Here is a 15,110-nt window from a genome sequence, read left to right on the forward strand (position 1 = left end):
ACCCATAGAACGAAAGCAATGACGACGGGTGAACCCCGGGAGACAAGCGGTGAGGTGAGCGTACTCTCCCCGCTCAGAGAGATGGAACGGTGGTTCGAGGAATCGCTTAACCGTCCCTTCTTTGGCATGAACTGGACGCCGTTCAGGCAGATGTTCCACGAACTGGGTGATCGGGGTGACATGATGCCCGCCGTCGATATGTTCGAGGAAGGAGGCCAACTGGTGGTGAAGGCCGAACTCCCGGGCATCACGAAAGAGAACCTCAATCTCCGGATTGTCGACAACAATCTGATCCTCTCCGGTGAAAAGACCACCGAGGAGAAAATCGAACGGAGCAACTACCTGCGGCTCGAACGGTCCCACGGCTCCTTCAGCCGGACCCTGAGCCTCCCCGATGGCCTCGATGCCGAGCAGATCAAGGCCACCTTCAAGGACGGCGTGCTCGAGGTGCGAATCCCGAGAACCGAGTCGAGCACGGTCCGGCAGATTACCGTTGAGTAACCAGGGTGACGGATAACGGGACGCCTGCAGTACGGGGGAAGCGAAAAGCTTCCCCTTTTTTGTGTCCGGGGATTGCGTTGCGGGTCACGGAGACGTACAATCTGCCGTCATGTATCCCTAACAGCGCACGCCAAGGAGCACCCATGTCCAACCTCCACCTGTTTCTCCTCATGATGTGCGGCGGCGCCGTGCTGGCGCTCCAGCCGTCCATCAACGCCCGCCTCGCCCAGAAGGTGGGGATCATCGAAAGCTCCTTCATCTCCTTCGCCGTCGGAACTCTCGTCCTCGCCGTGGCGCTTTCCTTTTGGGGACGCGGCAGCCTGCGGGCCATTTCGGGCGCGGCGTGGTGGGAGCTCACCGGCGGACTTCTCGGTGCCGCATTCGTCACCCTCACCATTCTCGTCGTGCCGCGCATCGGCACGGCCGCGGCCATGGCCGCCATCATCGCATCCCAGCTCATCACGGGGCTTCTGATGGACCACCTGGGTCTCTTTGGCTTCCAGGGCGCCCCCCTGGACGGCAAACGGCTTGCCGGGGCGCTCCTGCTCATGGCCGGGGCAGCGCTGGTCTTCCGGCGGTAGCGGCGCGGAAACCTTGACCCTCGCTAAAAAAATTTGCTGAAAGTGAATTTCGCATTGAATGAAACACCGTTAAAGTCTATCATTGTTGTCTATCCCGCGGTGAATCGTGGGGGCCCAACTCTTACATGGCACAAGGAGGCAATCGGCATGAGCTACGATTTACCAGCAAACGAACAGCTGTTGAAGTGGGTGGAGGAAGTCAGGACCCTGTGTGAGCCTGACCGCATCCATTGGTGTGATGGCTCCCAGGAGGAGTACGACGAGCTGTGCAAACTGCTGGTTGAGAATGGCACCTTCAAGAAGCTGAACCCCGAGAAGCGCCCCAACAGCTACCTGGCCTGTTCCGATCCCATCGACGTGGCGCGGGTCGAGGACCGCACCTTCATCTGTAGTATCTCCAAGCAGGATGCGGGCCCCACCAACAACTGGATGGCCCCCAAGGAGATGAAGGAGAAGCTCCACGGTCTCTTCAAGGGGTGCATGAAGGGACGCACCATGTACGTGATCCCCTTCAGCATGGGTCCCCTCGGCTCCCCCATCGCCAAGATCGGCATTGAAATATCGGACTCCCCCTACGTTGCCGTCAACATGAGGATCATGACCCGCATGGGCAAAGCCGTTCTCGATGTCCTCGGCGGAGGCGAGTTCGTCCCGTGCCTCCACTCCGTGGGCGCCCCCCTGGAGCCGGGCCAGAAGGATTCCCCCTGGCCCTGCAACAAGGAGAAGTACATCGTCCACTTCCCCGAGGAGCGCGCCATCTGGTCCTTCGGTTCCGGCTACGGCGGCAACGCACTCCTGGGCAAAAAGTGCCTGGCGCTGCGCATCGCCTCCAAGCAGGGGAAAGACGAGGGGTGGCTGGCGGAGCACATGCTGATCCTCGGCGTCGAGTCCCCCGCCGGCGATAAGACCTACGTGGGGGCCGCCTTCCCGAGCGCCTGCGGCAAGACCAACTTCGCCATGCTGATCCCCCCCAAGCCGATGCAGGACAAGGGATGGAAGGTCACCACCATCGGCGACGACATCGCCTGGATCAAGCCCGGCCCCGACGGCCAGGTCTATGCCATCAACCCCGAGTACGGCTACTTCGGCGTCGCCCCCGGCACCAACGTCAAGACCAACCCCAACGCCATGGCCTCCTGCGCCGCCAATACCATCTTCACCAACGTGGCCCTCACTGAGGACGGCGACGTCTGGTGGGAAGGAATGACCGACGAGCCGCCGGCACGGCTCACCGACTGGCAGGGGAACGAGTGGACCCCGGGCTGCGGCCGCCCGGCTGCCCACCCCAACGCCCGTTTCACCTCCCCGGCATCCCAGTGCCCCTCCATCGACCCCGACTGGGAAAACCCAAAGGGAGTGCCCATGAGCGCCTTCATCTTCGGCGGCCGCCGCAAGGACACCGTGCCCCTGGTCTACCAGGCCTTCAACTGGAGCTTCGGCGTCTATCTCGCCTCCACCCTCGGCTCCGAAACCACCGCCGCCGCAGTGGGCGCCACCGGCAACGTGCGCCGCGACCCCTTCGCCATGCTCCCCTTCTGCGGCTACCACATGGCCGACTACTTCAGCCACTGGCTCCAGTTCGGCCGCTCCATCGCAAAGCCGCCGCGCATCTTCAGCGTCAACTGGTTCCGCAAGGACGCCAACGGCAAGTTCATCTGGCCCGGCTACGGCGACAACATGCGAGTCCTCGAATGGATCGTCAAAAGGGTCCAGGGGAAGGCAGCGGCCATCGAATCCCCCCTGGGATGGATGCCGCGCTACGAGGACATGGACTGGGACGGGCTGGACATGACCCGGGAGAAGTTCAACGAACTGACTTCCGTGGACCGCGACGTCTGGCAGAACGAGCTCATCTCTCACGAGGAGCTGTTCGTCAAGCTCTTTGACCGCCTCCCCAAGGAGTTCCTCCACATGCGTGAGCTGATCCTCTCCAGCCTCTGGCGTTCGCCGGAGCACTGGGAGCAAATCGGCGACGTCCATCCTGAAGGCTGGAACGAGTAACCCCAGCCTCCTGTTACGCACGAAGGCCCGTCAGATCAATCTGGCGGGCCTTCGTGCTTGGTGAATCACGGTGGGACGCGGACTCCAGACTTCAGCTGGCGACCTGCTCCAGCAGCGTCGCCAGCATTTCCACCCGCGGCATGGCTATCCCCTGCCGGGCACCGTAGGCCAGGGGCGTCCTGAAAATGGCGGCAATCTCCAAGGGCCGTCCCTCTTCACGGTCGATCTGCATTGAAGGCCGGTATTCCCCCATCTTGTCGGTAAATTCCAGCATACTGTCGGCGTAACCTTCGGCAATGGGGGTGGCAAGCCCCTGGGCATTGGCGGCGGCGATCACTTCGTGCATGATTTCGCGCACCAGCTTCCTGCTCGCTTTCCGCGCCAGCAAAAGGTTCACCGGCTGCTGCACCAGGGCGCACAGGCCATTGAACGGGATGTTCCAGACCAGCTTTTCCCAGCGGGCCCGCTTCAGGTCGTCTGTTGTCCGGCAATCCACCGCTGCCCTGGTGAACATGGCGGCCAGCTCCTCGATCCGCCCCCCGTCGCGGGGGAGGAATTCGCCCAGGATGATCCGGCCCGACCCCAGGTGGTGCACCTCCCCCGGCTCTCCCCGGTTGGAACAGAGAAAGGCCACCCCGCCGATGATCCGCCCGGCGCCGAAAAGGGAGGCCAGCGCCTCCTCGTTCCCCAGGCCGTTCTGGAGGGTCAGGATCTGGGTCCCCTCCCCCACCAGCGGGCGGATCAACTCTTCATACCGGTCGTTGGCAAAGGTTTTCAGCCCCACCAACACCAGATCCACCGGCCCGATCTCGTCCGGAGCCCGGTATCCCTTAACGTGGGGTAGGGAAAAATCGCCGTTGATGGAAAAAACCTTCAGGCCGTGTTGGAAGATTGCCTCGTAATCGCTGCGAAGGAGAAAATGGACGTCTTCACCGGCCCGCTGCAGAAGCGCACCGTAGTAAAGTCCCAACGCTCCGGCACCGACTATTGCTATTTTCATATAATCGACTCCGCTGGATCAGGTTGAGATTCTTTCTCTTCTTTCGGTATTCTCCAGACACCATCTGTCACTTCCGTGCATCTCGTCGCTTCAGAAGAATTCCCGCAGGCTTTCGTCGATCCCCTTGAGGGTCTCGTACCAGAACTCCCGGGCGGCCTCTACCCGGTCCCGGTCGAACTTTTCGAGCCATTCTGCAAGCTCGGGACGTCCGTCCTGGTCCACCTCCTTCTTCCGTTTCAGGAACGTGTGGATGAAGTCGATGTCCCGCTCCGACTCCCAGAATATGGGGCTGTTGCGGCTGTGCAGGCGGCTGGCCAGGACGTCGATGGCGCGCATGAATTGCTCCCGGCAGTCGTAGAGGGAGCCCATGACCTCGGGGAGGAGTTCTTCAGCCCACCCCCGGTGGAAGCGGCAGATCCCCAGGTTGTCGAGGATGAGTTCCTTCTTCATGCGATCCGCGCACATCCTCCCCAGCGTCCGGGGGGGGACGAAATCGAAGCTGTAGATCATGTAATACTTCCCCATGATGGCCATGGGGGCCAGGGCGCCGGAAACCCAGTACTGGTTGGGGACCATCCACCCCCGTCGGCTGAAGGCGACGTAGACCAGCCGGTCGTGGAGCGCAGTACCTTTCTCGCGGGAATGGATGCGGCTCCATTTGCGCACCCCCTCCTGGAAGTCGAGGATGCCCCGCCGCTCCAGAATGGCGTCGATCAGCTCGCACCCCAGTTCGGCGTTGTGCAGGGAGTCGTTGACTATGTCGAAGGCCGCCACATCCCACCGCGGAACCCTGGTCACCCCCAACTCTTCCGGGGTCAGGAGCCCGACCTCCAGAAGGTCCATGAGCCAGGCCAGCACCCCTCCGCCAGAGATGGCGTCGAAGCCCATGGCGTCGCAGTGGTGATTGAGCTTTTCCGCGGCCCGCTGGTCGAATATGCCACACAGGGGCCCCATGGTCTGGTACGGCTCGTAGTCCTTCTTGTAGCCGCCGTTCATCTTCTTGCAGACGGCGGCGCAGGGCTCGCCGCAGGTGGCCTGCTGCCGGTTGGCGATGGTCTCTTCGTTGAACTGCTTGAGGTAGTGGTCAACGATGAACGTCTGGTGAAGGGAGGTACGTTCCTCCTCGGTCTGGTGGATGGTGCGGTAGTTGAACGCCATGATCCGGCCGCCCATGGTGGCGTAGTTCACGCCGAACGTGCCGCCGGTATTGAATTTTTCGTCGTAGCGGTACTTGGTGGTCACCTCCAGGTCCTTCTGCATGAGACGCAGGTTGTATTTGTCTTTGAACCACTCATCGGCCACCGTGTGGTCCCGGAAATCCTCGTCGGCCGCCGTGCCGCCATAGATGACCGCCACGATGCCGTACTCCCGGGCCATGGCGCTGCCGAAACCGCCGCGGCCGGCCCAGGTGTCGACGTAACTGATCTTCCCCCTGGTGATGGGGACCGACATGATTCCCCCCATGTCGGTGTGGAGGGCCGCCGGGCCGGTGGCAAGGATACGGGGGTCCTTTTCGTAGCGGGCGCCGAACATCTCGTAGACCTTATCCGTGAGGGAGTAGACTCCCGTTCGCCCTTCTTTCCAAACGGCCTCAGCATCGATGGGGACCACCTCCACCTCGATCTCCTCCCCGTGGTTGCGGTTCAGGTAGAGAACCGACGGGACCGGGGCCTTCCCCGTCAGGCTGAGCATGTTAATCCCCAGGTTGTTGAAGACCAGCCCCGCGCCCCCCATGGAGCTGATGTAATACCCTTGCCAGCAAGGGGAAAACCCGGTCACCACCAGGCGGTTGGACCCCGGAAAGATGGACCCGGCAAAGATGCCGACGCCGAAATTGAGGCTCCGGTACTTTTCGGTGAGATGAATCCCCAGATCCACCGGCCCGAAATAGCGGTCGAAGCCGTACCTTTTCGTTTTGTAAAAACCGGTGGCCGGATCGACCAGAAGTACTCGCTGATACATGGTCATTTCCTCCTCATTCATCCTGAATGGCGAGAGGTTATGGGGAGGTCGGAGGCGTGAAGCTTTGGCGTTCCTGTCCCGATGGTCGTCAGGGATGTCGTGGGGGGGCGCTGTTACCCTCGATAAGCCGAGAGCGACAGCACGCCCCTGAAAACTATACCACGGTGGTGGACGTCCCTCTCACTCGGGGGCGCCGCCACCCAATACCTTGTAGAGGGTCGCCTGGTTGAGGAGGCGGACGAGGCGGACGCCGATCAGGTTCTGCTGGGCGCCGTAGAGGGCCCGCTGGGAATCGAGCACCTGCAGGTAGTTGTCGACCCCCTTGTCGTAGCGGGCCAGAGAAAGCTTGTGGCTCTCGTCGGTGGCGTCGGTGAGGGACTGCTGGGCCGCGAGCTGGTCGTCGATTGTACCCCGCTGCGCCAAGGCGTCGGCCACCTCACGGAAAGCGGTCTGGATGGCCTTCTCGTACTGGGCCACGGCGACGTTGCGGTCTGCTTCTGCCACCTCCAGGGTTGCCTGGTTCGCTCCGGCGGTGAAAATGGGGAGGGAAATGCGCGGCGCGAAGGCCCAGGTGAAGGTATCGCCACTGAAGAGCCCTGCCAGGTCGGTACTGCCGAAGCCCACGTTCGAAATCAGGGTGATGCGGGGGAAGAAGTTGGCCCGGGCCGCGCCGATGTTGGCATTGGCCCCTTTGAGCAGATTCTCGGCCTGGAGGATGTCGGGACGGCGCAGCAGCACGTCGGACGGCAGGCCGGGCGCCACGTCCTTCATGGCGGTGAGGTTTTCGGTGAGGGCCGCGGGAAGGAGTTCCGCCGGCACCGGCGAGCCCACCACCAGGTTCAGGGCGTTTGCGTCCTGGGCCACCAGGGTGGTGAAGCGGGCAATGTCAACCCGGGCCGACTCCACGCTGGTGCGGGCCTGGTGGAGATCGAGGGCCGAGGAGACGCCGGCATCGAAACGGCTCTTGGTGAGGTTGTAGGAGGACTGCTGGCTCTCCAGGGTCTCCTTGGCCAGCTTCAGCCGCTCCCGGTCAGCGGCCAGGGTCAGGTAGTTGGAAGCCACCTCGGCCACCAGGCTGATCTGGACACTGCGGCGGGCCTGCTCCGTGGCCAGGTACTCCTCCAGGGCCTGGTCCTTGAGGCTCCGCACTCGGCCGAAGAGGTCCAGCTCGTAGGAGCTGACCCCGAGGCCGACGCTGTACTCGTCGATGGTCTCGGCATTGCCGGTGCGCGTAAGGTCTTCGGATACCCGTGCGAAATTGCCGTCGGCGTTGGCGTCCACCTTCGGGAAGAGATCGGAGCGCCGGATCCGGTACTGGGCCCGGGAGCGCTCGATGTTAAGGGCCGCGACCCGCAGGTCGCGGTTGTTCTCCAGGGCCAGGGCGATGAGCTTTTGCAGCTTCCCGTCCACAAAGAACTCCTGCCAGGGGATGTCGGCCAGAGGCTTCTCCGCCACGGCCGCCGCCTCCCTGTAGGCCGGGCCCTGGGGCCATGCGGCCGGAACCGGGGCGGCGGGCTGCTCGTATTTGGGGGCCATGGTGGTACACCCGCTCAAGGCTGCAAAAGCGACAAATCCAATTGAAACATGGAGCAACGGAGCAACGGAGCAGAATCTGAGCAAAACCCTGGACATAAACGATATATTCCCAACTGCGGGATCAGACCTATAACCCATCGGTTTCTCCGTTTCTCCGTTGCTCCGTGTTATTCCAAATATGTTCATCTCAATTCACCTCCGTCGCTGTTTCAGCGGCCGGCTGCACGGCGGGCTGCTTTTTGGCAAACAGTTTCGACACCATGACAAAGAAGAACGGAATGAAGATCAGGTCGATGAAGGTGGCCGAAAGGAGCCCCCCGGTGACGGCGGTGCCGATGGCATTCTGGGCTGCTGCCCCGGCCCCCGTGGTGAGTGCCAGCGGCAGAGTACCGAAGAAAAACGCCAGAGAGGTCATGATGACCGGCCGCAGCCGGATCTTGACTGCCGACAGGGTGGCTTCGACCAGTTCGTGCCCCTGATGCATCTGCTCCTTGATGAACTGGATGATCAGAATGGCGTTCTTGGTGGAAAGTCCCACGGTGGTCAGGAGGCCGATCTGGAGATAGACGTCGTTTGGCAGCACCCGTAGCGTCACCGCGGTAACCGCCCCCACCAGGCCCAGCGGCAGCATCAGCAGGTTCACGAAGGGGATCGTCCAGCTCTCGTAGAGGGCCGCCACCGCCAGGAACACCACCAGGAGCGAAATGGCGTAGAGGGCCGGGGCCTGGGCACCCGCCTGCCTTTCCTCGTAGGAGAGGCCGGTCCACTCGAAGCCGATGCCGGTCGGCAGCTGGGCCGCCATCTTCTCCATCTCCTCCATGGCCTCTCCGGTGCTCACCCCCGGCGCCGCCTGTCCCATGATCTCCATGGACGGGATGCCATTGTAGCGCTCCAGGCGGGGTGAGCCGTACTGCCAGCGGGCGGTGGCAAAGGCCGAGAACGGCACCATCTCCCCCTTGTTGTTGCGCACATACCACGTGCCGATATCCTCGGGGACCATCCGATATTTGGCATCGGCCTGGAGATAGACCTTCTTGACCCGGCCGTTCTCGATGAAATCGTTGACGTAGGAGCTGCCCCAGGCAGTGGAGAGCACGTTGTTGACATCCGCCAGGGATACTCCCAGGGCTCCCGCCCGCACATCGTCGATGTCCAGCTTGAACTGGGGCGAGTCATCCTGGCCGTTGGGGCGCACCGCGATCAGCTTGGGATTCTGCATGGCCATCCCCAGGAGCTGGTTGCGGGCCTCCATGAGCTTGTCATGGCCCAGGCCGCTGCGGTCCTGGAGCATGAAGTCAAAGCCGTTGGCCTGCCCCAACTCCACCACTGCCGGGGGTGAAAAGGCGAAGGCCATGCCGTCCTTGATCTTTGAGAAAACCCCCATGGCGCGGCCGGCAATGGCCGGCGCCCTCAGGTCGGGGGTCGGGCGCAGCTCCCAATCCTTCAGCTTGACAAAGGCGAGGCCCATGTTCTGGCCACGACCGGCAAAGCTGAACCCGGCCACGGTGATAATGGCCTCCACGGTCTTTTTTTCATTCTCAAGGAAATGATGCTCAAGCTCCTCGATCACCTTGATGGTCCGCTCCTTGGTGGCGCCGGCGGGGAGCTGCACCTGGCACACGAGGAACCCCTGATCCTCGTCGGGGAGGAAGGCCGTGGGGAGCCGCAGAAACAGAATGGCCATGGCCGCCACGATGGCGCCGTAGACCACCAGGTACCGGACCGGTTTGCCGAAGGAGCGGCCCACGATCCCTTCGTACTTTCCCCGCGCCCAGTCGAACCACTTGTTGAACCAGCGGAAGAACTGGCAGAACCAGCCGCACTCACCGGCCGTATGTCCCTTTTCGATCGGCTTGAGCAGGGTGGAGCAGAGGGCCGGGGTCAATATCAAGGCCACCAGCACCGAAAGGATCATGGCGGAGATGATGGTGATGGAGAACTGGCGGTAGATGACCCCGGTGGAGCCGCCGAAGAAGGCCATGGGGAGAAAGACCGCGGTCAGCACCGTGGCGATACCCACCAGGGCGCTGGTGATCTGCCCCATGGACTTGATGGTGGCTTCACGGGGAGGCAGCCCCTCCTCGGACATGATCCGCTCCACGTTCTCGACCACGACGATGGCGTCGTCCACCAGCAGGCCGATGACGATGACCAGGGCGAACATGGTCAGGGTGTTGATGGAGAAGCCGGCGGCCGAGAGCACCCCCATGGTCCCCAGAAGAACCACCGGCACAGCGATGGTGGGAATGAGGGTGGCCCGGATATTCTGCAGGAACAGGAACATGATGATGAAGACCAGGAACACGGCTTCGACCAGGGTCTTGACCACCTCCTTGATGGAGACCTTGACGAAGGGGGTGGTGTCATAGGGATAGACCACCTTCATGCCGGCGGGAAGGTAGCGGGAAAGCTCCTCCATCTTGGTCTTGACCCGCTCCGCCGTATCCAGCGCGTTGGCGCCGGCCGCCAGCCGGAGCGCCATGCCGCCCAGGGGTTTCCCCTTGTAGCGGGCCTCGATTTCGTAATTCTCGGTGCCGATCCTGGATTGAGCCACATCCTTGAGTTTCACCGTGGAGCCGTCCGGGTTCGTGCGCAGGATGATGTCATTGAACTGCTCCGGGGTCTGGAGCAGGGTGCGGGCGGTGATGGTGGCGTTCAGCTGCTGCCCCTGGACGGAGGGGCTGCCGCCGAACTGGCCGGCCGATACCTGGGCGTTCTGGGCCTGTACCGCCGCAATCACATCGTTGACGGTGAGGCGGTAGTTGTTCAGCCTGGCGGGGTCCAGCCAGATCCGCATGGCGTTCTGGGAGCCGAAGACCGTAACCTCGCCGACCCCCTCGGTCCGGCTGATGATGTCCTGGACATTGGCCACCAGGTAGTCCGTCAGGACATCCCGGCTTATGGAGCCGTCTTCCGACACCAGACCGATAATCATCAGGAAGTTCCTGGTGGATTTGACCACCTGGATTCCCTGCCTCTGGACGATCTGGGGCAAGAGCGGCGTGGCCAGCTGCAGCTTGTTCTGCACCTGCACCTGGGCGATGTTCGGGTCGGTGCCGGCCTTGAAGGTCAGGTTGATGGCCACGGCCCCGGCCGAGTCGCTGGTGGAGGACATGTAGATCAGGTTGTCGATGCCGTTCAGCTTCTGCTCGATGACCTGGGTGACCGTATCCTGCACCGTCTGGGCAGAGGCGCCCGGATACATGGCGTTGATGGTGATCTGGGGCGGCGCGATCGGCGGGTACTGGGAGACCGGCAGGGTCTTGATCGCCAGGAGACCCGCCAGCATGACCATGATGGCAATTACCCAGGCAAAGATCGGGCGGTTGATGAAAAATTTGGCCATGGGGGCGCTCCTTTACTTAGTGGCTGCAGTGGGTTGCTGCGGGGCTGCGGCTGGTGCCGCCTCCGGCTTTGCTCCGAACTGCACCGCCTTTACGGTTGTGCCCGGCTTTGCCTTCTGGATCCCTTCGAGGATGACGCGGTCGCCCGCTTTCAGCCCGCCGCTCACCAGCCAGTTGTCGCCGACGGTCCGGGCGACCGTGATGGTCCGCGACTCCACCTTGTTCTCGGCTCCCACCACCAGGACCGTGGCTTCCCCCTTCGGATTGCGGGTAACGCCCCGCTGCGGAACCAGGATCGCCTGGTCGCTTACCCCTTCCTCCACGATGGCGCGCACGAACATGCCGGGGAGGAGGGTCTGTTTCGGGTTCGGGAAGACCGCCCGCAGGGTGATGGAGCCGGTGCTCTGGTCCACGGTGACTTCCGAGAACTTCATGGTTCCCGGCAGCGGATAGGCGCTGCCGTCCTCCAGCACGAGTTTCACCACGGCCTGGGCTGCCCCGTTGCTTTTCAGGAGGCCGCTGGCCAGGTTCTGCTTCAGCTTCAGCAGCTCGGCGCTGGACTGGGTGACATCCACATACATGGAGCTGAGCTGCTGGATGGTGGCTAGGGGAGCCGCCTGGCTGGCAGTCACCAGTGCCCCGTCGGTGACGGTGGAGCGGCCGATCCGGCCGGAGATGGGGGCAGTCACCTTGGTGTAGGCCAGGTTGATCCGGGCAGTATCCACCGCCGCCTTGGCAGAGGCGACATCGGCCTCGGCCTGCTTGAGCGAGGCGCTGGCGTCGTCGTAGTCCTGCTGGCTCACGGCCTTGATCTTCACCAGATCACGGAAACGCTCCTCCTTGAGCCGGGCCGGAATGAGATTGGCTTCGGCCCGGGCAAGGGCCGCCCTGGCGCTGGCATGGGCCGCCTGGTAGGTTGAGGGATCAATCTGGTACAGAACCTGACCCGCCTTCACGTCGGAACCCTCGGTGAAGAGGCGTTTCTGGACGATCCCCCCCACCTGCGGCCGTACTTCGGCAATCAGATGAGCTGAGGTACGGCCGGGGAGTTCCGTCGTGAGCTCTACCCGTTGGGGCTGGACGGTCACCACCCCCACTTCGGGGGGGCCGCTCGGGGGCGGGGTGCCATTGGATTTCCTGCCACACCCGGCCACCATCATCCCGGCAGCCAGAAGTCCCGCTACGGCCATCAGTCGTGTTCTGTACATTGCTTGCATGGACACCTCAATAATGTGAATAAATTTGCGGCACAACCGGCCGGTTACCTGTCTTTTCTCATGAAGGCGATGAGTGCTGTCAGCGTCCAGACCGCCATCATGAATGCGATAAAAATAGTCATCAGCGTCATCCCTCTCAGCAGATTCGGCGCCTTGCCCCTGCAGCCCGTCGCATCACGAATGAATGTTCATTCTTTAAGATCAGAAAGCAGGCGCCTCGTCCGCTCTATCTCCTGACCGCGTCCCAGCAAGCCTCGATAGTTCGGGCAATAAGGTCATCGTCCAGTGTGACAAAACCGAGGATGTGGTCCCGCGCCACGGACAAAAGCGGACCGAAAGCCAGGGCGAAAAGGATGGCCAGGGGAACATCTTTCATGACCTGTTGGGCAATCCCTACCTCGAAAAGCTCACGAAAAACGAAGCGTTCTTCTATTTCCCCCAGGAGCCTGTCCCGGCGGAACTCAACACCGTAGGGGGAGTTATGAAACTGCTCCAGGTAGCGGAAATCGAGAGGGTTTTCAATGAAGTACCTGAGTAGCTCCGTCCCGAGATGAAGAAACCGCTCCCGGAACGCCTTTATCTCCGGGTATCCCTCCATGATGACGGGGTAGATCCGCCCCTCTATCTCACTATAAAGTTCGGTAATCAGTACGTCCTTGTTCTCGAAATAACGATAGATCGTCCCGGCGCCAACCCCTGCCCTCTCGGCGATCATTGCCATGGGGGCGCCGTGGAAGCCGTGCTCGGCGATGAGTTCAAGGGCTGCGCGGAAGATCTCGTCGCGCTTTTCTACTTTTGACACGAAATGCCTCACTCTTAATATGGAATGAACGTTCATTCCATATTAAATCCCGAAGCACTCTCCGTCCAGTTAAAATTTTGTTATTTTTTATTTTCCGGGCGGTACCGCCGCTTCGCACGGGACACGGGTCTGGCAGAGACCGCAGCCGGTGTGGGGAACACCGTAACGCTCTCCCACCTCCCGGGGTGCGGCGCCGTAGACGAACTCCCGGCAGCGGGCCTTGTCGTGGCCGGCAAAGGTGATGGCCCCCACGGGACAGCGGCCGATGCAGACGCCGCAGGTCCCCTCGCGGTGCCAGAGGCAGTTGTGGCGATGGTCAGGGGCGGTGCGGGGAGTGGCAGGAAGCGCCAGGTCGGTGATGACGCTCCCCACCCGGTGGGCGATTCCCCGCGCCGTGATGAGGCCATCGGAGAGGCTGAAGGTGCCGAGCCCGGCGGCATAGGCGGCGTGGCGCTCGGACCAGGTGGAGGCGATGCCCACCGGGGTATCGGTGAACTCCTGCCAAGCGGGGGCGTACTGGGGGGCCACGGCCCGGTGGCCAAGCCCTTCCAAATACGCCGCCAGGTGCCGCCGGAGCGCGCCGTTCAGGGTTTCGCCGTGGCTTCGGGTGAGGGACCACTTGAGGGAGGGCCAGTCGCTTTCCAGGCGATTGCTCATCCGGGTCCCCTCCGTGACCGGCAGCACCCAGACGATCACCGTGGCCGCCCCCCCCAGGAGTTCGGCCGGCGTCAGGTGGAAGTCGCCGATGATTCGCTTGTACTCGCGGAACAGTGGGTCATTGGCCGCTGCGAAGCCCACAAGGGGTGCATCGAAGTAAGGGCCGCTGCCGTCGGGAAAGCGGTTACCGGGGCTTTCCGCCACAAAACGTCTGATCTCGGCAAGAATTGTTTCCACAATCTCCTCCTTCTTTAGACTGATGCAGGCGCAGGCCGCCGGTAGAGGGTGGTGAAAAGGAGCAGTGTCGCCACCCCCACCGCGCCATTCAGGAAAAAGCCCGTCTGAAAACCTCTCTGCTGGATTACCGGCCCCATGCCGGCCGCGCACACCATCATCCCCGCATAAACACTGGTATTGTAGCAGCCCATGGCAAGACCCCGCTGCTCCCGGGGAACAACATCGGCGATCAGCGCGCAGACGGCGGTGAAGGCGACTCCCATGCTCACCCCCATCACCGCCGCAGCCCCCATGAGCGGGACCACGGACCGGCAGAGGCCGAAGGCGGCGAGCGCCAGGGCGAAAACGGCAAGCCCCACCGTCACGAGGACACTCCGGTCGGCCACCCGGTCGCTCAGCTTCCCCGAGGGAAGGCGCGAGATGGCGTTAGCCAGGGCCTGGGCCGCGAAGACGAACCCCACATGTCCCGAATGCATACCCTGGCTTCGGATATAGAGCGGCATGAAGGTGACGAACATGCCGAACCCGAAGCAGGTGCCGAGGGTAGCGACGAGACAGGCCATGAGCCGGCGGTTTCCCATGAGCCCCATGAGGGCCGGCAGGATGGCGGGACGGACAGAGCCGCGGGCCTGGGCCGTGGAAGGCGCGGGGAGGAAGATGAGTGCCACGAAGAACATGGCGAAGATCAGCCCCCCCGCCACGAGAAAGACCGGCCGAAGCCCCAGTGCCGTGCCGAGGAAACCACCGGCGGCCGGGCCCAGGGTCATGCCGCCGTACAGGGCCATGGTGTACCAGCCGTAGGCCTGGCCCAGAACCTCCGGCGGGGTGACGTCGGCCACATACGACATGAGGGTTGGCGAGAAGGCGGACAGCCCGATGCCGAAGAGGAGGTATATCCCCGCCATCTGCAGCGGGCTGTTGCTCCAGTAGAGAAGAAACGACGAGGCGGCCAGGAGAAGCAGCCCCCCCAAGAGCGGGAGCCGGCGTCCCAACCGGTCGGAAACGAGCCCCGAGGGGATGGAGAGCGCCCCCGCCATCAGCATGAAGGCGCTGTTGATGAGCCCCACTTGCGCCGCATCGGCCCCCAGCGACGTGGCAAAGAGGGGGACGATCGGAATCCTCATGTAGGAGCCGAAGAAGCATACGAAGCTGATGGTACAGGCGATGATGAGCAGTTTTCCCGCCCGGTGTTCCCTCGATTCCATGGGCAACTATCCCTTCAGCCCCTTGGGCAAATTCACCATCATTTTCTCCTTGGCCAACTCATTTTTT

11 protein-coding genes are annotated in these 15,110 nt (G+C 62.6%); 3 read left to right on the forward strand and 8 right to left on the reverse strand.

Annotated elements, in window-relative coordinates:
• Positions 1–18 precede the first annotated feature (18 nt).
• The 3 genes from RCH91_RS20470 to RCH91_RS20480 all read left to right on the forward strand — a co-directional run bounded on the left by RCH91_RS20470 (position 19) and on the right by RCH91_RS20480 (position 3,083).
• Positions 19–501, forward strand: a complete 483-nt coding sequence (locus RCH91_RS20470) for an Hsp20/alpha crystallin family protein (protein WP_306537175.1) — start codon at positions 19–21, stop codon at positions 499–501.
• Between the two features lie 143 nt (positions 502–644).
• On the forward strand, positions 645–1,082 hold the full coding sequence (locus tag RCH91_RS20475; RefSeq protein ID WP_306537177.1) for a DMT family transporter: 438 nt from the start codon (positions 645–647) through the stop codon (positions 1,080–1,082).
• Between the two features lie 147 nt (positions 1,083–1,229).
• Positions 1,230–3,083: a phosphoenolpyruvate carboxykinase (GTP) gene (locus RCH91_RS20480; RefSeq protein ID WP_306537179.1), complete on the forward strand. Its 1,854-nt coding sequence runs from the start codon at positions 1,230–1,232 to the stop codon at positions 3,081–3,083.
• Positions 3,084–3,174: 91 nt separating this feature from the next.
• Here the strand turns inward: RCH91_RS20480 and RCH91_RS20485 are convergent, their stop codons facing one another.
• The 8 genes from RCH91_RS20485 to RCH91_RS20520 all read right to left on the reverse strand — a co-directional run bounded on the left by RCH91_RS20485 (position 3,175) and on the right by RCH91_RS20520 (position 15,043).
• Entirely contained in the window at positions 3,175–4,083 is a 909-nt protein-coding gene (locus RCH91_RS20485) for a putative 2-dehydropantoate 2-reductase (RefSeq protein WP_306537181.1), read from the reverse strand.
• 90 nt (positions 4,084–4,173) lie between these two features.
• Positions 4,174–6,045, reverse strand: coding sequence for an aldehyde ferredoxin oxidoreductase C-terminal domain-containing protein (locus tag RCH91_RS20490; protein WP_306537183.1), 1,872 nt, complete (start codon positions 6,043–6,045; stop codon positions 4,174–4,176).
• Between the two features lie 180 nt (positions 6,046–6,225).
• Positions 6,226–7,581, reverse strand: coding sequence for an AdeC/AdeK/OprM family multidrug efflux complex outer membrane factor (gene adeC, locus RCH91_RS20495; protein WP_373694415.1), 1,356 nt, complete (start codon positions 7,579–7,581; stop codon positions 6,226–6,228).
• Between the two features lie 187 nt (positions 7,582–7,768).
• Positions 7,769–10,927 (reverse strand): efflux RND transporter permease subunit, encoded by a 3,159-nt coding sequence (locus RCH91_RS20500; protein ID WP_306537186.1) that lies wholly within the window; start codon positions 10,925–10,927, stop codon positions 7,769–7,771.
• 12 nt (positions 10,928–10,939) lie between these two features.
• Complete coding sequence (locus RCH91_RS20505; protein ID WP_306537188.1) at positions 10,940–12,142, reverse strand: efflux RND transporter periplasmic adaptor subunit; 1,203 nt, start codon at positions 12,140–12,142, stop codon at positions 10,940–10,942.
• Between the two features lie 226 nt (positions 12,143–12,368).
• The gene (locus tag RCH91_RS20510) at positions 12,369–12,944 is read right to left on the reverse strand and encodes a TetR/AcrR family transcriptional regulator (protein WP_306537190.1); all 576 of its coding nucleotides are present in this window, start codon (positions 12,942–12,944) and stop codon (positions 12,369–12,371) included.
• 87 nt (positions 12,945–13,031) lie between these two features.
• Complete coding sequence (locus RCH91_RS20515; protein WP_373694416.1) at positions 13,032–13,841, reverse strand: epoxyqueuosine reductase; 810 nt, start codon at positions 13,839–13,841, stop codon at positions 13,032–13,034.
• 11 nt (positions 13,842–13,852) lie between these two features.
• On the reverse strand, positions 13,853–15,043 hold the full coding sequence (locus RCH91_RS20520; RefSeq protein ID WP_306537194.1) for an MFS transporter: 1,191 nt from the start codon (positions 15,041–15,043) through the stop codon (positions 13,853–13,855).
• Between the last annotated feature and the right edge of the window lie 67 nt (positions 15,044–15,110).

Source organism: Geobacter sp., from assembly GCF_030834625.1.
Taxonomy (GTDB): Bacteria; Desulfobacterota; Desulfuromonadia; order Geobacterales; family Geobacteraceae; genus Geobacter.

What these genes read in the sequence shown, in the direction of transcription:
- RCH91_RS20470 (WP_306537175.1), top strand. Translation starts at nt 19, where the DNA reads ATGACGACGGGTGAACCCCGGGAGACAAGCGGTGAGGTGAGCGTACTC.
- RCH91_RS20475 (WP_306537177.1), top strand. Translation starts at nt 645, where the DNA reads ATGTCCAACCTCCACCTGTTTCTCCTCATGATGTGCGGCGGCGCCGTG.
- RCH91_RS20480 (WP_306537179.1), top strand. Translation starts at nt 1,230, where the DNA reads ATGAGCTACGATTTACCAGCAAACGAACAGCTGTTGAAGTGGGTGGAG.
- RCH91_RS20485 (WP_306537181.1), bottom strand. Translation starts at nt 4,083, where the DNA reads ATGAAAATAGCAATAGTCGGTGCCGGAGCGTTGGGACTTTACTACGGT.
- RCH91_RS20490 (WP_306537183.1), bottom strand. Translation starts at nt 6,045, where the DNA reads ATGTATCAGCGAGTACTTCTGGTCGATCCGGCCACCGGTTTTTACAAA.
- adeC (WP_373694415.1), bottom strand. Translation starts at nt 7,581, where the DNA reads ATGGCCCCCAAATACGAGCAGCCCGCCGCCCCGGTTCCGGCCGCATGG.
- RCH91_RS20500 (WP_306537186.1), bottom strand. Translation starts at nt 10,927, where the DNA reads ATGGCCAAATTTTTCATCAACCGCCCGATCTTTGCCTGGGTAATTGCC.
- RCH91_RS20505 (WP_306537188.1), bottom strand. Translation starts at nt 12,142, where the DNA reads ATGCAAGCAATGTACAGAACACGACTGATGGCCGTAGCGGGACTTCTG.
- RCH91_RS20520 (WP_306537194.1), bottom strand. Translation starts at nt 15,043, where the DNA reads ATGGAATCGAGGGAACACCGGGCGGGAAAACTGCTCATCATCGCCTGT.